Origin of the sequence: Streptomyces sp. NPDC006476, assembly GCF_040612015.1 — a bacterium.
Classification (GTDB): Bacteria; Actinomycetota; Actinomycetes; order Streptomycetales; family Streptomycetaceae; genus Streptomyces; species Streptomyces griseorubiginosus_B.
The window spans coordinates 1-18,389 of the sequence record NZ_JBEXPK010000056.1; the positions used below are offsets into that span (position 1 = coordinate 1).

Below are 18,389 nucleotides of genomic sequence, written 5' to 3' on the forward strand. Positions count from 1 at the left end.
CACACATTTTAATTTCACTTGAGTTAATACGTTTTATGTGGTGTGGTGTTTTGTTTTCAGTTGTGTGCTCTGCCCATCTCAGACACCGACAGGTCAGGGTGCCGCCCGGGCGGCACCCTGACCTGTCGTGCCAGGAGGCGTCCGGCCAAGGGGCGGCAAGCGGTAATGGCGGGCCCCCGAAGCGGTCGGAGTGGAGCCTGTGTCCGGGGACGGAGAGGGTGTTCTTCGCTGTCAGGAGAGCCCCGACGCCCGGAGCACTGCCTCGACCGTCTCGTCGTCGATGTGATGTCCCAGGCGCTGCATGACGTCCGCTCCGTGGCGCAGTGTTCCTTGTTCGAGGGAGCGGCGGACGCCCGTGTCGAGCTCGTGCCAGAGCATCGGGTTGGCGGTGAGGACTCGGGGGTCGAGTTCCAGGGTGTGTCCGTGGGTGTCCCGCAGGACAAGGTGGGAGGAGACACCGCCGTACTGTCGTACGGCTGTCAGGGCGTCTGTATGGATCACTCGCCTACGCCAGGGGGTGCGTACCGCCAGCCAGCCGCGGCCTGCGCTCATCCGTGGCGGCAGCAGTACCGCGCATACGGCGGCCGACAGGGTGACCCAGAGCAGGGCGCGGAGGGGGGTCAGGCTTGCCGCGTCCCAGTCGACCAGGAGGCTCATGGCGCAGAAGATCAGGGCGCAGCTCACCGCGAGCCGGGCGCTGCCACGCCAGTGGCGGTCGCCGGCGGAGCCCGCCGGTCCGCTCCGTCGCATGGCGCTGACGCTAGGCGCCCGTATGAGGTCCGGCGACCGTCGCTAACGGGGTCCTAGCGCCGTACGGTCGAATCTTGACGGGAATCTGACACCGGACGTCAGCCGGTGCGCACCCTCTGCCTGCTGGCACGGACCAGCTCCGCTTCGCGCAGGACCTCCCGGGTGACCGGAGCGACCTCCCCGGCAGTACACCGGCAGCCCTGCGGGTCCGCGAGCGTCGTCAAGGTCCCGTCAAACCCGGCTGAGCAGCCGTCAGGACCCCGTCAATGACAGCCGCCCGTGGCCGAATCCAGTCGCACACTCGTCGGCGACGGGGGGACGGGCGGCCGTCCTTGGTGCGACGTTGGGGGGACCGTGACTCTCGCGGCTGCCACCGCGCAGGGTCAGGGGCCTCGGACCGAGGGGGAGACACCGCCACGGCAACATGCGATCGCCCCGGTCGTCGGCAGCTCCGGGCCCCGCGGACCGGAGGGTTGGGGCGATCCCGGTCCGAGGCCGCGCGCGGCCCGCCAGGCCCTGGCCGCGCGGGCCGCTCTGCGCCGCCGCTTTTGGGCGACCGTGCCCGCGCGGCTGCGCTTGCTGCGCGCGGCCACGGTCCTGCCCGCGACCGCCCTGGCGGTGCTGCTGACCGTCGCCGGCCTGGCCGCGAACTGTATGTGGGACGGCGTGGCCGGTCGCGACGCGCCGCGCACGATCAGCGCCGCCGACCTCGCCCTGAACGACATGGACGCCCAGGCCGCCAACATCCTGCTGTCCAACGGCGATGCGGGGAAGGGCCGCCTGCGGACGCCGTACGAGAAGGCGCTCGGCGTATACGGCGGCGCGCGGCGCGAGATCGGGCACGATCTGCGGGACCTGGCCGTCGCCGCGCAAGGGGACAGGCCCGACGAGAAGACGGTCGAGAACCTGACCGACGACTTCGCCGAGTACCAGGAGCTCATCGGACGCGCCTTGGAGAACGACGGACGTCCCGGCGGCACGCCGTCGGCCCTCGTGGACTACCGCAGGGCCACCGACCTGCTGCGGAGCAGGCCCCGACGGGACGCCTTCGACTCTGTCGTGGCCCTTTCCCGGGCCCGGGGCCGTTCCTCGCCAAGTCGCAGCAGCTGTACGGCCTGAAGGGTGCGACTCTCTCGTCGTATGACGCCGACCTCGCCAATACCTGGCAGGCATACCAGTCCGATCACCACGACCTGCGGTTCACCAGCGAGTTCCGGAGGGAACTGGACAACATCACCTTCCCCGGCGAGCGGGCAGCAGCCGAGCGGGCGGTTCGGACGTACGCCGTCTATCACCATCGCCCTCACCGCCCTTGGACCGCGGCCCAGGCTGGCCGAGTTCCGCTAGGCGTCCGCCAGCCGGGCCTCCTCCAGGTCGAGGGAGCGCTGCAGCCGACGGCGGGTGGTGTCGCTGATGCGGTGGGTGTCGTACAGCCGTTGCAGCTCCACCGTCTCGACGGCGATCAGGTCACGGCGCAGCTGGCGGTAGACCAGATCGGCGGACTCGGTCGCCGCCACGGTGCCGTTCTGCTCCCTCAGGCGCTCGCGCGCGTCGTCGAGACGGGCGTTCAGACCCCGCCGCAGCCGGTCGAGGACGATGTCCGGTACGGCTTCCAGCTCCGCGAGCTCCTCCAGCCGGGCCAGGCCGGCCTGGGCGAGGTGGGAGCGGGCCTCGACCTCCTCGCGTTCGGTGTGGGCGGGCTCCAGGGCGATGCCGGAGCGGCGGACGACCGGGGCGAGGGTGAAGCCCTGCACGACGAGGGTGACGACCACGACCGACGTGGTCAGGACGAGGACGAGCGGCCGGTCGGCGAGCGGGGTGCCGTCTTTTGCGATCTCCGGGATGGACAGGGCGGCGGCCAGTGGCATCACGCCCCGGGTGCCTGCCCAGGTCAGCACCACCGGGATCCGCCAGTTCATCGGGCCGACGGCGCCTTTGCGTTGGACGACCGCAGACAGCGGCGCGATCCACAGCAGCCGTACGGCGATGAGCGTGCCGGCGACGGCGAGGGCGTACAGGGGCCAGGCATGGTCGCCGTCGGCCAGGGCCCGCACCTCCGCCGGCAACGCCAGGCCGATGAGAGAGAACACCACGCTCTCCAGCAGGAAGACCACCGTGCCGTACACCGCGTGCAGTTGGAGCCGGATACGGGCGGTGGTGAGCCGGTCGCCCCGGCCGCCGAGCACGACCCCGGCGACCACGCACGACGTCACGCCCGAGGTGTGCGCGACCTCCGCCAGCAGATAGGCGGCGTACGGGGTGACCAGGGCGATCACTGTCTCCAGGACCGGGTCCTCGGTGCGCCGCCGGATCAGGGTGATCACCCCGGCCACCGCGCCGCCGATCAGCGTGCCGCCGCCCGCGAGCAGGAGGAACTGGCCGCCTGCCGCGCCCCAGTCGGCGGCCGCGGAGGCCACGGCGATGCCGGCCGCCACCCGCACCAGCACCAGGGAGGTCGCGTCGTTGAAGAGGCTCTCCGCCTGGACGAGCACCTGCACCTTCGGCGGCAGCGACAGGCGCCGCCCGAGCGCGGTGACCGCCACCGGATCGGTGCTGGCCAGAACCGCGCCCAGTACGAACGCCATCTGCCAGGACAGCGGCGTCACCCACACCGCGACCGCGCTCACGGCGGCGGCCGAGGCAAGCACCAGCCCGATGGCGAGGATTCCGACCGGCTTCCACACCGCCCGCAGCTCGCGCCAGGGCATCTCCTCGGCGGAGGCGTACAGCAGGGGCGGCAGCACGACCAGGGCAATGACTTGGGGGCTGATCTCGATCTGCGGGCTGCCCGGCAACAGTGCCACCGCGAGACCGGCGACGACCAGCAGGGAGGGCGCGGGGATGCGCCATCGGCGGGCGAAGGTGGCGACCACCGTGGCCAGGACCACGAGGGCGAGAACCGTACCGACGCTGCGCATGCCGTCCCCCTGGGGCTCTTCGGGAGACCGCCGTGGCTCCCGGCCGACCAGACTTCCCGGCACACCTGCCTTCACCCTATCGGGCCAGGTCACGTCAAGACAGTGTCAAGGTCTTCGGGCCCGGCGCCAAAGAAGCGCCAACGGCCGCGCCGGTCGGCCCGCAAAGGCGCTTCCTTGGCAGGAGGGACCCCGGGGGACAGGGGAGTTGATCCAGTGAGCGGAGCACGTCGGCGGCGATCGTCGACGCGTTCCGCGCTCACCAACGTGCCCGGCGACGGCCGCAACGCCAAACGCTGGCAGGACATAGAGGCGCTCCTCGACAGCGGTCCTCCGCATGCGTCGTCATGGCGTCCCTTAACACCGCTGTCCACGTGCCTTGACCCGGCTCTGACGGAATTCGGACGGCCTATCGCCGCGTACGTCCACGAGGTGGCCGCAACCGAGTCGGCCACCCGGGTCACCGTGCTCATCCCGGAGCCGGAGCGGCTGTGGCAGGGGCTGCTGCAGAAGCAGCGCGGCGCTGTCGTCGCGCACGCCGTACGCCGGGACACCGACGCGGCGATCTGCCGACTGCGGTTCCGGCTGCTGTGGGCGGGGTCACCGCTGGTCACGACTGCCTGCTCACCAGTACGGGGCCGGGTCGTAAGAGTCCCGTCAAAGCCGTAAGGGTCGGCGTAAGAGAGCCGTCAACGGGCGGTCGGATGCGGCCACACAGGCGGTTTCCTCTAACCGTCCGCCTTTCATCGAACCTCACTCCAGGAGCTCGCGATGGCCGATCTGGCCTTCGTCGTCACCGTGATCGCGTCCTTCGCACTGGTGGCCCTCGTCGCCAAGGGGGTGACGAAGCTGTGACCGCCGAGAACATTGTCGGCCTGGTCGTGGCCGTCGCCCTGCTGGGCTATCTCGTCCTCGCCCTGATCTTCCCGGAGAGGTTCTGAGCCACGACATGGGTCCCGTCCTCGCAGGCATCCTCCAGCTGCTTGCCCTCATAGGCGCGCTGGCGCTCGCCTTCATCCCCCTCGGCACCTACATGGCCAAGGTCTACTCCTCTGACAAGCACTGGCGAGTGGAGAGGTGGATCTACAAGGGCATCGGTGCCAACCCGGACACGGAGATGCGCTGGCCCGCGTACCTGCGCGGTGTTCTCGCGTTCTCCGCGGTCGGTGTCCTCTTCCTCTACCTGCTCCAGCGGCTGCAGGGGATTCTGCCCGGCTCGCTGAACTTCTCCTCGGTCAACCCGGCGCAGTCGTTCAACACGGCCGTCTCCTTCGTGACCAACACCAACTGGCAGTCGTACTACGGCGAACAGACCATGGGGCACGTCGTGCAGACCGCCGGTCTGGCCGTGCAGAACTTCGTCTCCGCGGCCGTCGGCGTCGCCGTCGCCGTGGCGCTGGTGCGCGGGTTCGCCCGCTCCCGCACGGGTGAGCTGGGCAACTTCTGGGGCGACCTGGTGCGCGGCACCATCCGCATCCTGCTGCCCGGCGCCGCGATCGCCGCGATCGTCCTGGTGGCGTGCGGTGCGATCCAGAACTTCTCCGGCATCCACGAGGTCGGCCAGTTCTTGGGCGGACACCAGCAGTGGAATGGTGGAGCGGTGGCCTCGCAGGAGGCCATCAAGGAGTTCGGCACCAACGGCGGTGGCTACTTCAACGCCAACTCCGCCCATCCCTTCGAGAACCCCACGCCCTTCACCAACCTCTTCGAGATCTTCCTGCTGCTGGTGATCCCGTTCGCGCTGACCCGCACCTTCGGTGTGATGGTCGGCAGCGTCAAGCAGGGCTACGCGATCCTCGCCACGATGTTCACCATCTGGCTGGGCTTCGTTGCGCTGATGATGTGGACCGAGTTCGCCCACCACGGCCCGGCGCTCGAGCTGGCCGGCGGGGCGTACGAGGGCAAGGAGGTCCGCTTCGGCGTCGGCTCCTCGTCCATCTTCGCGGTGTCCACGACCTTGACGTCCACCGGTGCCGTGGACTCCTTCCACTCCTCCTTCACCGGCCTCGGCGGCGGGATCACGCTGCTCAGCATGATGCTGGGCGAGATCGCGCCCGGCGGCACCGGCTCCGGCCTCTACGGCATCCTGATCATGGCCGTGATCGCGGTGTTCATCGCCGGCCTGATGGTCGGCCGTACGCCGGAATACCTGGGCAAGAAGATCGGCGCGCGCGAGATCAAACTGGCCGCCTGCTACATCCTGATCACCCCGGCGCTCGCGCTCGTCTTCACCGCGGCCTCCATGGCCCTGTCGACGCCGCCGCACTCGATGCTCAACTCCGGGGCGCACGGCTTCTCCGAGGTGCTGTACGCCTTCACCTCGGCCTCCAACAACAACGGCTCGGCCTTCGCCGGGCTGAACGCGAACACCGACTGGTACAACACCATGACCGGTCTGGCGATGCTGCTGGGCCGCTTCCTGCCGATGGTGTTCGTGCTGGCGCTGGCCGGCTCGCTCGCCGAGCAGAAGCCGATCCCCGTGACCGCCGGCACGCTGCGTACCGAGAAGCCGCTGTTCACCGGCCTGCTGGTCGGCGCGATCCTGATCATCACCGGTCTGACCTACTTCCCGGCGCTGGCGCTGGGCCCGCTGGCCGAGGGGCTGGCGTCATGACCACCCGTACCGAGAAGTCAGAGGACTCCATGTCCACAGCCACCCCGACCCGGGCGCCGCACAGCGACGTACCCACCGGGCACAAGCCCGCCGAAGGACGCGTCGGCGCGGGCCTCTTCGACCCCAAGCAACTGCTGAAGTCGCTGCCGGACGCCTGCCGCAAGCTCGACCCGCGGGTGATGGTCAAGTCGCCCGTCATGTTCGTGGTGTGGATCGGCTCGGTGCTGACCACGGTCTTCTCCTTCAAGGACCCCGGTGACTGGTTCGGCTGGGCGATCAGCGCCTGGCTGTGGCTGACCGTGATCTTCGCCAACCTGGCGGAGGCGGTCGCCGAAGGCCGCGGCAAGGCGCAGGCCGACACCCTGCGCAAGGCCAAGACCGACACCGTGGCGCGGCGGCTGCTCGCGGACGGCACGTCCGAGGAGCAGGTGCCTGGCACCGACCTGAAGATCGGCGACCTGGTCGTGTGCGAGGCGGGCGACATCATCCCCGGCGACGGTGACGTCGTCGAGGGTGTCGCCTCGGTCGACGAGTCGGCGATCACCGGTGAGTCGGCGCCCGTCATCCGTGAGTCCGGCGGCGACCGCAGTGCGGTCACCGGCGGTACGAAGGTGCTGTCCGACCGCATCGTCATCAAGATCACGACAAAGCCGGGCGAGACCTTCATCGACCGGATGATCAACCTGGTCGAGGGCGCGGCCCGGCAGAAGACGCCCAACGAGATCGCCCTGAACATCCTGCTGGCCTCGCTGACGATCGTCTTCCTGCTCGCCGTGGCCACCCTGCCGCCCTTCGCGGACTACGCGGGCACGCATCTGACGATGGTCGTGCTGGTCGCCCTGCTGGTCTGCCTGATCCCGACGACGATCGGCGCCCTGCTCTCCGCCATCGGCATCGCGGGCATGGACCGGCTCGTCCAGCGCAACGTCCTCGCCATGTCGGGCCGTGCGGTCGAGGCCGCCGGTGACGTCTCCACCCTGCTGCTCGACAAGACCGGCACCATCACCCTGGGCAACCGTCAGGCGTCCGAGTTCGTGCCGGTCCAGGGCACCACCGAGGCCGAGCTCGCCGACGCGGCCCAGTTGTCGTCGCTGGCCGACGAGACGCCCGAGGGCCGCTCCATCGTCGTACTGGCCAAGGAGCGGTACGGGCTGCGCGAGCGACACCAGGGGGAGCTCGCCGGGGCCGAGTGGATCGCCTTCACCGCCCAGACCCGCATGTCGGGCGTGGACGTCGACGGGCGCAAGATCCGCAAGGGCGCGACCGGTTCGGTCATCGCCTGGGTCCAGGAGGAGGGCGGCACCGTCGCGGACGACGCGGACACTCTCTCCAACGCCATCTCGCAGGCGGGCGGCACTCCGCTGCTGGTCGCTGTCAAGGACGGTGAGGGCGCCCGGGTGTTGGGCGTCATCCATCTGAAGGACGTCGTCAAGGACGGCATGCGCGAGCGGTTCGACGAACTGCGCCGCATGGGCATCAAGACCGTCATGATCACCGGCGACAACCCGCTGACCGCCAAGGCGATCGCCGAGGAGGCGGGCGTCGACGACTTCCTCGCCGAGGCCACGCCCGAGGACAAGATGGCCCTGATCAAGCGGGAGCAGGCGGGCGGCAAGCTGGTCGCGATGACCGGTGACGGTACGAACGACGCGCCCGCGCTCGCCCAGGCGGACGTCGGCGTGGCGATGAACACCGGCACGTCGGCCGCCAAGGAGGCCGGCAACATGGTCGACCTCGACTCCAACCCGACCAAGCTCATCGAGATCGTCGAGATCGGAAAGCAACTCCTCATCACCCGAGGAGCGTTGACGACGTTCTCCATCGCCAACGACGTCGCGAAGTACTTCGCGATCATCCCGGCGCTGTTCGCGGCCGTCTACCCGGGCCTCGACAAGCTCAACATCATGGGCCTGTCCTCGCCCGACTCCGCGATCCTGTCCGCGGTCATCTTCAACGCGCTGATCATCATCGCGCTGGTGCCGCTGTCCCTGAAGGGCGTGCAGTACCGGCCGGTGAGCGCCGACAAGATGCTGCGGCGCAACCTGACGATCTACGGCATCGGCGGGCTGATCGCGCCCTTCATCGGCATCAAGATCATCGACCTGCTCATCTCCCTCATCCCCGGGATCGGCTGACGGCCATGAACAACTCCGTATCGAACACCGCTCGGTTGCTGGGGGCGGCCCTGCGGGCCCTCCTCGTGCTGACCCTCGTAACGGGCGTCATCTACCCACTCGTCGTCACGGGTGTGGCCCAGGCGCTGTTCCACGACAAGGCGAACGGCTCCGAGGTCAAGGCGGACGGCAAGGTCGTCGGCTCCTCGCTGATCGGGCAGTCGTACAACCTCCCGCTGAAGAAGGGCCGGCAGACCCCGGACCCCGACCTGAAGTGGTTCCAGGGCCGCCCGGTCAACGGGCTCGGCAGCAACAGCGTGAACACCCGGTACAAGCTGCTGCTGTCCGGCGCGACCAACCTCTCCGCCGACAGCAAGGTCCTGATCCAGCAGGTGAGGACGGCAAAGGCGGCCGTCGTCAAGGACAACTCGGTGCCCGGCTACACGGTCAAGGCATCCGAGGTGCCCGCCGACGCGGTCACCTCCTCCGGCTCCGGCCTCGACCCGGACATCTCCCCGCAGTACGCCCAGATCCAGGTCCGCCGGGTCGCTGAGAAGAACGGCCTGCCGGTCACCCAGGTCGAGAAGCTGGTCAAGGACCACACCGAGGGACGCACGCTCGGCTTCATCGGGGAGCCCCGCGTGAACGTCCTCGAACTCAACATCGCGCTCAAGGATCTTCTGGCACAGCATTGATGGGATGGGGCGACATGCGCGGGAGTTGGCGGCCGGGAGCCATTCGTGAGCCGTCAACTCCCGTTGCCGTGGCGTCGGTTGCCTCGCGTCCGGTGCCGCCCGGCCCGGCGCACGACAGGAAAGGCCCACCCATGACCAGGGTGTTGGTGGTGGAGGACGACCCGCAGCTCGTACGGGCCCTCGTGATCAACCTGCAGGCGCGCAAGTACGGCGTCGACGCCGCACCCGACGGGGCCACCGCCCTGCGGCTGGCCGCCGCCCATCAGCCCGACGTGGTGATGCTCGACCTCGGCCTGCCCGACATGGACGGCATCGACGTCCTCAAGGCCCTGCGCGGCTGGACCCGGGTGCCGGTCCTGGTCCTCTCCGCGCGGCAGGGATCCGAGGAGAAGGTCGCCGCACTCGACGCCGGCGCGGACGACTACATCACCAAGCCCTTCAACATGAACGAACTCCTCGCCCGACTGCGGGCCGCCGTCCGCCGCACCGAGGACACCCCGCTCGCACCGGAGACGACACTCGTCGAGACCGGGGACTTCAGCATCGACCTGTTCGCCAAGAAGGTCGTACGCGACGGACGGGACGTACGGCTGACCCCGACCGAATGGCGCCTGCTGGAGATCCTGGTCACCAACCCCGGCCGGCTGATCACGCAGAAGCACCTCCTACAGGAGGTCTGGGGCGTCTCCCAGAGCAACAAGACCAACTACCTGCGCATCTACATGGCCCAGCTGCGCCGCAAACTGGAGACGGACCCCGCCCACCCCCGCTATCTGATCACCGAGCCCGGCATGGGCTACCGCTTCGAATCCTGATCTCGCGCAAGGAGATCGAGTACCGGGGCGGTACCTTCACCGAGACGGACGTGGACGCGGTCCTGCGGCGGAGCTGCTCGCAGCCGGGATCGCCGTCGTCTCGACCGTCAACATCCAGCATCTGGAGTCGCTCGGCGATGTTGTGGAGCATGGGCACCCACTACAACCAACAGTGCGACCTGCTGGAGTAAGTGATGGACCCCCAACCCTTCCGCTTCCAGGACGGATACGCCGCGGTCGGCGCCCGCCCGGGTCTCGGTGTCGACATCGACGAGAAGGCCGTACGCCGGGCCGCCGAGACCGGACACCGCTGGCGCAACCCCGTATGGCGCGGCCCCGACAGGGCGATCACCGAATGTTAGACCGCTCCTCGACCGCCGCCTGCGAACCGAACCCGCAAGAAAGGCCCGCTCCCATGGACCTGGTGGACTCCCTCCGCCGCCACCGCCTGCTCGCGATCGTGCGGGGCAAGGACCCCGTCGCCGCCCTGCGCACGGTGCGCACCCTCGTGGAAGAGGGCATTGCCGCCGTCGAGATATCGCTGACCACCACCGACGCCCTGACCGTGATCCGGCAGGCCCGTGCCGCGCTCGGCCCCGACGCCCTCCTTGGCGCCGGCACCGTGCGCTCCGCGGCGGACGCGGGCCGCGCGCTCGACGCCGGGGCTTCTTACCTCGTCACCCCGGCAGTGGTCGACGGACTGGCGCCGTACGGCGTGCCCGTCCTCATGGGCGCACTGACACCGACCGAGATCGAAGCCGCCCTCGCCCGCGGCGCCGACGCGGTCAAACTCTTCCCCGGCTCCCTCGGCGGCCCCGGCTATCTGCGGGCCCTGCGCGACCCGTTCCCCGAGGTGCCCTTCGTGCCCGTCGGGGGAGTGGATGCGACGGCCGCCCACGACTACCTGGCCAGGGGCGCCGTCGCCGTCGGCGTCGGCTCACCGCTCGTCGGCGACGCGGCCGACGGCGGCGACCTGGACCAACTGCGCGCCCGGGCAGCCGAGTTCCGTGCGGTGGCCGCCGGAGACACGCCGTGAGCGCGAACCTGGAGGGGCCGCCCGAGGTGGTGACCTTCGGCGAGACGATGGCGGCGCTGCGGGCCCAGGGCGCGCTGCGGATGGGCGGCAGTCTCGGCCTGTCCGTGGCGGGAGCCGAGTCCAATGTCGCCATCGGCCTCGCCCGGCTCGGGCACCGGGTGCGCTGGGCCGGCCGGGTCGGCGCGGACGAACTCGGTGCCCTGGTGCTGCGCACCCTGCGCGCCGAGGGCGTCGACATCAGCCACGCGGCCACCGACGACACCGGCCGGCCCACAGGACTGCTGCTGACCGAACCCCGCCTGGGCACACTGACCCGCGTCAGCTACTACCGCGCCGGTTCGGCCGGATCGGCACTCACGCCGGCCGATGTGCTGCCCGCGCTGGCCCCGGGAACCCGCGTCCTGCACATCACCGGCATCACGCCGGCGCTCGGCTCGTCGGCGGCCAAGACCGTCCTGGCCGCCGCCACGACCGCCCGCGAAACCGGCGTCACCGTGTGCCTCGACGTCAACCACCGCTCCCGGCTGTGGACCGCGGACAACGCCCGCACGGCACTCCGACCACTGCTCGCCCACACCGACCTGCTGATCGCCTCCGAGGACGAACTGCCGCTCGTGCAGGAACGCCCGGACGCGGAGGAGTCCGAGGCCGCGCGCGATCTCGTGGCCGCGGGCATCACGGAAGTGGTCGTCAAACGCGGAGCACGGGGAGCGACGGTCTTCAGCGCCGACGGGGCGACCCACCGCGCCGCACGGCAGGTCGACGCCGTCGACCTCGTCGGCGCGGGCGACGCCTTCGTGGCCGGGTACCTGTCCGGACTCCTGGACGGCGCGAATGTGCTGGAACGCCTGCACAGGGCCGTCACCACCGCGGCCTTCGCGGTCGCCACCCGGGGCGACTGGGAAGGGCTCCCCACGCGCGAGGAACTGGGCCTGTTCGACGAACCCGACGGCACGACCGTCCGCTGAGCGCAGAGAGACGACTCATGACGGAAAGTACGAACCCGCCGAAGGCGGCCGCTGGATCGACGGGCGGTACGTGTACGTCGACATCCTCACCGGCCGGCTCTACGAACTGCGCGAGGACGCAGGACCCACGGCTCCGCGCCAACTGGCCCGACTCGACGTTCCGTTGGGCGCCGTCGCCCCGGTCCACGACGAGCCGGACGTGTGGATCGCCGCCGCGGGCACCGGCATCGCATTGCTCACCGCCGAGGGCGCGCTGAAGTGGCGCGACCGCATTGAGGACCGCACCCCCGTCGCCAGCCGGATGAACGACGGCGTCGCCGACCCGGCCGGCCGCTTCTGGGCGGGCAGCATGGCCTACGACGGCATCCAGGGCGCCGGCTCGCTCTACCGAACCGACCACGACGGCACCGTCGTACGCATCCTGGACGGGCGGACCATCGCCAACAGACCGGCCTTCAGCGCCGACGGCACGAACCTGTACGTCGCCGACTCGACGGCACCTGCACGAGATCGACCCCAGCCTGGACCCGCCGGCCTCCGCCCGCCATAACGGCACCGGACAGCTTCCCGGATGGTCGGGAAACCGCACACGCCATCGACTCTGCCGGAAGGGCAAGCGCCAACTCAACGCGGCCATGTACCGGATCGCCGTCACGCGGGACGTGGTCTACAGGAGCCATTGGACGCAACCGGCAGCCCATTTCCTTAAAGCTGGAGAGGGGTTGCTTTTGTGGTCAGCGTTCAGCAATGCACTTGCACTCGCTCGACGTAATTGTTGCCGTCCAGGGTCCGCTGTCCTCCTGCCCAGACGTCATCCCAGGTGCCGTTCACGTAGTACACCGTGAAGCTGTTGCCGTGGGCCCTGGCATAGTTGAAACGGCCGTAAATCCAGTTGTCTCCGCAGCCGTCCATGTTCCAGACACCTCCGGACGTGTCGTATACGCAGGCCCGCCCGGCATCGCACTTGTAGGTCACGTACTGGGGATGGACGTCGGCGGCTGAAGCAGTGCTGGAGCCGCCGATGAGCGCGCCAGTTCCAAGGGCGAGAGCCACAGCTGTACGGGTCACGTGCTTTTTGAGCAACTGCATCCAGAAGTCTCCCTGCCTAGGGCCTCACTTCAACGCCAGTTCGAGCAGGCGCCCGTGAGGACCTGCCACTTGATTGACCGACACAACTCGCTGAGGTCAACCTCTTTGCGGCACACCGTAGGCGCCGCCCGTGGACACCAGCCATCCTTTCGAACACCATCGAAACCGCCTGCGGGCCGGCAGATCAGGTCCAGACCGTTGACCGGCTCGTCGAGGATCACCGTGGCCGGGTCACCGAGGAGCGCGCTGGCGATCCCGAGCCGCTGGCCCATGCCCAGCGAGAAGCCGCCGACGCGCTTCTTCGCCACCGCGGGCAGCCCGACGAGGTCGATCACCTCGTCCACGCGCCGCACCGAGATCCCGTGGGTGGCGGCGAGCGCCAGCAGATGGTTGCGCGCACTGCGTCCGGTGTGGATGGCGCGGGCCTCGAGCATCGCCCCCACCTCGTGCAGCGGCGCCCGGTGGTCGGCGTAATCCTTGCCGTTGACCACCGCGCGGCCCGAGGTGGGCGCGTCCAGGCCCAGGAGCATCCGCATGGTGGTGGACTTGCCGGCTCCGTTGGGTCCGAGGAAGCCGGTGACGGTGCCGGGCCGCACGGTGAAGCTGAGATCTTCCACGGCTGTGCGCTCACCGTAGCGTTTGGTGAGGGAGTGGGCCTCGATCATGAGGGGTCCTCGTCGGGAGTAGAGGGGAGTCGTCAGGTGGGGGGCGGTCCGTTCGCGACCGGACCCGCATCACGCTAGAACCGTGCCCGATCCGAATCGACAGCCCATGGAGCGACGTTGCGGCGCCGTGTGCGTCCAGGGTCTGAGCGAGGTGCATCCGCCGATGTACGTTCCGAGTGACCCCTCGTGGACAGCGGTGGACGGCGGACGGGCACGCCCCGGAACGGACGCGGTCCGACGGCTCGCTCGCCCATCCGGCCGATGTCGCTCCGATGACCTCGGCCTGCGCGAACAGCTCGGCTCATGCCGTGACGTTCGGCGGTCATCGCAGGAGACCACCCCCACCCGCGCGAACGTCGCTGGACCGGTACTGGTAGAACCGTCGAATGTCCCTGCGCGCTAAGATCTTGAAGAAGCTGCCCCTCGCGGTTGCCGTGCTGCCGCTCGCGCTGCTCGGGATGTTCGTGACGGCGGTCGTGCCGAGTGGATGGGCCTACGCCGTGTGCGCCGCTGCCGCCTACGTCGCGGAGCCCGGCGCGATGAAACGGGTCACCGGCCGCATGCAGCCGCTGCCCCGCGTGGGCCTGAGCGTTGCGGCGGCATCCGCGTTGCGCGGTGCCTCGGCGCTGGTGCTGCTGGCGCGGGCCGGGGAGGGCGAGTCCGGCGCGTTCGTCCTCGCCGTCCTGGGCTTCCTGGCGGTGCAGGCGCTGCGGCTGGGATACGCGGGGCTGCTGCTGTATGTGTGGTGGTGCCGGCGGCTGCCCGCCGTGACCCGCAACGTGGATCTTTCCTCGTTGCGGATCCCGGACGCTCCGCCACGCTGGCTGATGGACCTGCAGCGTGGGCCGCTCACCTTCGTCGACCTGCCGCTGGTCGCGGGTGCCGCCGTCGCCGCGGAGGTCAGCGCGCCCTGGGCCGCCGGTGGCGCCGGAGCTGCCGTCCTGGCGGGGCTTGTCGCCCTCGTGCTGCTCGCCGTCCCCGCGTGGCGGTCGAGGCATCTCGCCGCCAAGGGGCGCGTGCTGGCAGCCGTCCGAGCGCAGGTACAGGCGTACGAGCCCGAGGTGGTCGTCTACTTCTCCGGCAACCTCCAGTCCGCGTACCAGCTCAACGGCTGGCTGCCCGTCCTGGAGCGGACGCGCCGCCGGGTGGTGATCGTGCTGCGCGAGCGCGAGATGCTGCCCCGGCTCGACGTGACGACCCGGCCCGTGGTCTGCCTCCCCCTCGGCAAGGACCTGACCGCCTTCGAGCTGCCCAGCGCCCGGGTGGCGCTGTTCGCCGCCAACGCGGCCACCAACACCCACCTTCTGCGGATGCCGCAGTTCCGTTCCGTCTACATCGGCCACGGGGACAGCGACAAGCCCACCAGCTTCAATCCCTTCACCAAGGTCTACGACGAGGTGTGGGTCGCGGGCCCGGCAGGCCGCGAACGGTATGCCCGCTCGGGCGTCGGAGTGGCGGACGGGGACATCGTCGAGGTGGGGCGGCCCGCGCTGTGGCCCGTCACCATGACGACCGCCGCGGCACCGCAGCCGACTGTCCTGTACGCACCCACCTGGGAGGGCTTTCACGGCGACGAGGGCGCGGCAACGTCGCTGATTACGATGGGTCCGGCGCTGGTCCGCACCCTATTGGCCCGGCAGCCGCGGATTCGGCTGCTGTACCGGCCGCACCCGCTCACCGGCACCCTCGACCGGCGGGCGAAGGCAGCGCATGACGAGATCCTCGCGCTGATCAAGGCGGCGAACGGCGGCGTCGGCGAGGACGACGCACGGCTTGAGCGGCTCGCTGCCCAGCTCGAGGCGCTGCGGCAGCCCGGCGGCGACGAGGCGCAGGCCGCACGGGACTCTGCCGGGCCCGCCGCCGACTGGGACACGGTGTTCGCCGCGTGGCAGGACGCGTACTGGGCCGATGGCACTCGCCACCGGGTCACGGCCGGTTCTCGCCCTGGCCTCTACGACTGCTTCAACCATGCGGACGTACTCATCGCCGACGTATCGGGCGTGGTCACGGACTTCCTGGCGGCGGACAAACCGTACGCGGTGACCAATCCGGCCGGCCTCGACCCGGACGTGTTCCGGGGGCGCTACCCGGCAGCGGCGGCCGGTCACCTCTTGGGCCCGGATCTCGTCGGGCTCGAGGAGTTCCTCGACCGTGCGGGCAGCGCGCCCGACCCGCTCGCCGCTGAACGCGCGCAACTGCGCGCGCGCCTGCTCGGCTCGGCGGAGGGCGACCCGATGGCCCCCTTCGAGCGCGCCCTCGACGCCCTTCTACGCCGCGCCGCTGGCTAGGGCGCCTGTCGAGTGGCTGTCACGCGGTGTCCTGATGAGCTGCTCGGCCGCGAGCTGATGGCCACAGTCGAGCAGCTCAGATCCCCACCTCACGAACCGAGATCATCCACGTGAGGGTCTCCCTTTCGGTCCGCCGGGTCCTGGCCGAGGAATACCCGCCGAACCACCCGCTCAGCGGCGTGCCCGTCGTCGAACGTGCAAAAACGGCGGCGGAACGCGGCCCGTGCCCGCTGGGCCGCTTCATCGTTTGCCTCGCCTGAACGCAGGACTCGGGTCAGTTCCTCCTCGGTCGTCGAGACGGCCCCGGGCGGCTGCTCCATCAAGTCGAACGTGACGCCCCGGGTGCTGCGATACGTCTGCCAGTCGGGGGCGTAGACGACGATCGGCCTGTCCAGGTCGGCGTAGTCGAACATGATCGACGAATAGTCCGTCACCAGCACGTCGGCCGCGAGGCACAGGTCCTCGACGACGGGGTGCGTCGACACGTCCAGCACTCGACCGCCGCCGGACTGCGGCTGCTTGCCGTCGGCGTCGTAGTAGTGGGAACGCAGCATCAGAACATGGTCGGGCCCCAGTGCGGCTGCCAGCCGGTCCGGGTCCAGGAGCGGGCCGACGTCCGCGTACTCGCGGTGGGTCGGGGCGTACAGGATCGCGGTCTGCTCGGGGGTGATGCCGAGCTCTTTGCGGATCGCGGCGATCTCTTCGGGACCGGTGGCGAAGTAGCGGTCGTTGCGGGGGTAGCCGTACTCCAGTAGCTCGTACGAGCCGGGGTAGACGCGCTGCCAGGTGTCCGAGGAGTGCGGGTTGGCGGAGAGGAGGTAGTCCCAGCGGGCGGAGTGCTCGCGCAGCCGGGTGAAGTTCATGCCCTTGGCACCGATCGGGTACCGCTCCTGATCCAGGCCCATGACCTTGAGAGGGGTGCCATGCAGGGTCTGCAGGTGCACGGAGCCGGGACGCTTGGCGATGGTGTGCGGAAAGTTGACGTTGTTGACCAGATACTTGGCGCGGGCGAGGTGGCGCAGGGCGCTGCGTGAGCCCTCGACGGCAAAGTCCACCCCCGGGGGGAGGGAGGCGACGGCGTCCTCGCGGACGATCCACACCCCGTGGATGTCCGGGGCGAGTTCGCGGGCGCGCTCGTAGATGGCGCGCGGATTGCAGGAGTATCCGCGGTACCAGTACGCGGCGTAGACCGCGAGGTGGTCGTCGAGGGGGAGGCGGCGCTGCAGTTCGTAGTAGAGGAATGAGGGCACTGCGCGTGCCCGGCGCGCGGTGGTGCGGGCGGCGCGCTTGGTCGTGCCGGCGCTCCGACGGGCCTGCAGGCGCAGGCGGTTGACCGGCCGGAGGGCGGTGTAAAGGCGGTAGTCGTCGCGGGCGACGAGGCGGAACTTGGCGCCGCGGGCGCCGGCCGGGAAGGTGTATCCGGCGGGCCGGTAGCGGATGAAGTGCGCGGCCATACGGTGGAAGAACTCTCGGCGGCGGCGCGAGGGGACACGGGACGGGTCGTCGATGATGGTCGTGTAGTGCCAGAGGGCGCGGTCGAAGATCGGTATGCGGAAGGCGTTGAAGGCGTCGCCGTGTGCGTCGATGAAGGCGAAGATCTTCTCGTACTGGCCGAAGACGTCGAAGTGCCGGTCGCTGACCGTGGTGGTTATGGCTCCGGCCCGGCGCTCGCGGTAGAAGTAGCAGACTTGGTCGAGGAGGGCGATGCGCTCTGCTGCGAGCAGGATGGGATAGGTGACCGGGAGGTCCTCGTAGAGGCCGGGGCCGAACCGTACGTCGAGGGCGGCGAGGAAGTCGCGGCGGATGACCTTGTTCCAGGCGGTCATCATGAGTTCGAGGACACTGGGGCGGGCGGCGAGGTCGAAGGTGTCCGGGGGCGTCGGCTCGCGCAGGAGGTGCGCACGCGGGTTGGGTTCGATCGTGCCGTCGGGCAACGCGCGGGCGTAGTCCAGGAACAGGACGTCGGGGCGACTCGCCTCAAGTCGGGGGGCAATGGCGGCGAGGCTGCCGTCGGCGATCCAGTCGTCGCTGTCGACGAACCACACGTAGTCGCCGCGGGCCTGCTCGAACCCGGTGTTGCGGGCCTGGCCGAGGCCGCCGTTGTCCGCAAGGTGCAGGACCCGGACGCGGGGATCCCGGCGGGCGTACTCGTCGAGGATCTCCGGGCAGCCGTCGGGGGAGGCGTCGTCAACAGCGATGACCTCGAAGCGGGTGAAGGGCTGGGCGAGGATGGCGTCCAGGCATGGGCGGAGGAATTCCTCGACGCCGTAGACCGGGAGCACAACGCTGATGAGCACGTCGGACTCGGGGGTGGCTGGCCCTGCTGCCGTTGCCATGTGTACCTCCTGTGGGTGACGCCCGTTCACCCTAGTCTTGTCCACCGCGGGGAGCAGTACCGGGTGGGCTGCTCGGGTGGGACGGGTCCGACCGCGGTGGCGGC

General features: G+C 69.9%; 13 protein-coding genes and 4 pseudogenes. 12 read left to right on the forward strand and 5 right to left on the reverse strand.

Going from position 1 to position 18,389, the window contains the following annotated elements:
- Positions 1-231 precede the first annotated feature (231 nt).
- Positions 232-750 carry a hypothetical protein gene (locus ABZZ74_RS39720; protein ID WP_356773587.1) on the reverse strand — a complete coding sequence of 173 codons (519 nt, stop codon included), beginning with the start codon at positions 748-750 and terminating at the stop codon, positions 232-234.
- A 354-nt stretch (positions 751-1,104) separates the two neighbouring features.
- Here ABZZ74_RS39720 and ABZZ74_RS39725 point away from each other — a divergent pair, with 354 nt between their 5' ends.
- Positions 1,105-1,869: a hypothetical protein gene (locus ABZZ74_RS39725; RefSeq protein WP_356773589.1), complete on the forward strand. Its 765-nt coding sequence runs from the start codon at positions 1,105-1,107 to the stop codon at positions 1,867-1,869.
- A 224-nt stretch (positions 1,870-2,093) separates the two neighbouring features.
- Here ABZZ74_RS39725 and ABZZ74_RS39730 read toward each other — a convergent pair whose 3' ends face one another.
- Positions 2,094-3,668 carry a Na+/H+ antiporter gene (locus ABZZ74_RS39730; protein WP_356773591.1) on the reverse strand — a complete coding sequence of 525 codons (1,575 nt, stop codon included), beginning with the start codon at positions 3,666-3,668 and terminating at the stop codon, positions 2,094-2,096.
- 399 nt (positions 3,669-4,067) lie between these two features.
- Here ABZZ74_RS39730 and ABZZ74_RS39735 point away from each other — a divergent pair.
- From ABZZ74_RS39735 to ABZZ74_RS39780, 10 genes and pseudogenes are all read left to right on the forward strand, one after another.
- A pseudogene (locus ABZZ74_RS39735) lies at positions 4,068-4,334 on the forward strand (hypothetical protein); the annotation flags it as partial.
- Positions 4,335-4,516: 182 nt separating this feature from the next.
- Positions 4,517-4,606, forward strand: a complete 90-nt coding sequence (kdpF, locus tag ABZZ74_RS39740) for a K(+)-transporting ATPase subunit F (RefSeq protein ID WP_016434100.1) — start codon at positions 4,517-4,519, stop codon at positions 4,604-4,606.
- 8 nt (positions 4,607-4,614) lie between these two features.
- Positions 4,615-6,279 (forward strand): potassium-transporting ATPase subunit KdpA, encoded by a 1,665-nt coding sequence (gene kdpA / locus ABZZ74_RS39745; RefSeq protein WP_356773593.1) that lies wholly within the window; start codon positions 4,615-4,617, stop codon positions 6,277-6,279.
- A complete protein-coding gene (gene kdpB, locus ABZZ74_RS39750) occupies positions 6,276-8,414 on the forward strand; it encodes a potassium-transporting ATPase subunit KdpB (protein ID WP_356773595.1) in 2,139 nt (712 codons plus the stop codon). The genes kdpA and kdpB overlap by 4 nt, the downstream gene beginning before the upstream one ends.
- Before the next feature lie 5 nt (positions 8,415-8,419).
- On the forward strand, positions 8,420-9,088 hold the full coding sequence (locus ABZZ74_RS39755; protein ID WP_356773597.1) for a potassium-transporting ATPase subunit C: 669 nt from the start codon (positions 8,420-8,422) through the stop codon (positions 9,086-9,088).
- 131 nt (positions 9,089-9,219) lie between these two features.
- Entirely contained in the window at positions 9,220-9,903 is a 684-nt protein-coding gene (locus tag ABZZ74_RS39760) for a response regulator (RefSeq protein WP_356773599.1), read from the forward strand.
- Positions 9,904-10,049: 146 nt separating this feature from the next.
- Positions 10,050-10,265 (forward strand): annotated as a pseudogene (locus ABZZ74_RS39765) (D-galactonate dehydratase); the annotation flags it as partial.
- Positions 10,266-10,318: 53 nt separating this feature from the next.
- Positions 10,319-10,939 (forward strand): bifunctional 4-hydroxy-2-oxoglutarate aldolase/2-dehydro-3-deoxy-phosphogluconate aldolase, encoded by a 621-nt coding sequence (locus ABZZ74_RS39770; protein WP_356949034.1) that lies wholly within the window; start codon positions 10,319-10,321, stop codon positions 10,937-10,939.
- A gap of 47 nt (positions 10,940-10,986) precedes the next feature.
- Entirely contained in the window at positions 10,987-11,907 is a 921-nt protein-coding gene (locus tag ABZZ74_RS39775; protein ID WP_356949064.1) for a sugar kinase, read from the forward strand.
- A gap of 40 nt (positions 11,908-11,947) precedes the next feature.
- A pseudogene (locus ABZZ74_RS39780) lies at positions 11,948-12,400 on the forward strand (SMP-30/gluconolactonase/LRE family protein); the annotation flags it as partial.
- 248 nt (positions 12,401-12,648) lie between these two features.
- Here ABZZ74_RS39780 and ABZZ74_RS39785 read toward each other — a convergent pair.
- Positions 12,649-12,996, reverse strand: coding sequence for a hypothetical protein (locus ABZZ74_RS39785; protein WP_356949035.1), 348 nt, complete (start codon positions 12,994-12,996; stop codon positions 12,649-12,651).
- Positions 12,997-13,184: 188 nt separating this feature from the next.
- A pseudogene (locus ABZZ74_RS39790) lies at positions 13,185-13,661 on the reverse strand (ATP-binding cassette domain-containing protein); the annotation flags it as partial.
- Between the two features lie 386 nt (positions 13,662-14,047).
- On the opposite strand from ABZZ74_RS39790, the gene ABZZ74_RS39795 reads away from it, so the two are divergent.
- Positions 14,048-15,949: a hypothetical protein gene (locus ABZZ74_RS39795; protein ID WP_356949036.1), complete on the forward strand. Its 1,902-nt coding sequence runs from the start codon at positions 14,048-14,050 to the stop codon at positions 15,947-15,949.
- Positions 15,950-16,038: 89 nt separating this feature from the next.
- Here ABZZ74_RS39795 and ABZZ74_RS39800 read toward each other — a convergent pair whose 3' ends face one another.
- Positions 16,039-18,285: a bifunctional glycosyltransferase family 2 protein/CDP-glycerol:glycerophosphate glycerophosphotransferase gene (locus ABZZ74_RS39800; protein WP_356949037.1), complete on the reverse strand. Its 2,247-nt coding sequence runs from the start codon at positions 18,283-18,285 to the stop codon at positions 16,039-16,041.
- Between the last annotated feature and the right edge of the window lie 104 nt (positions 18,286-18,389).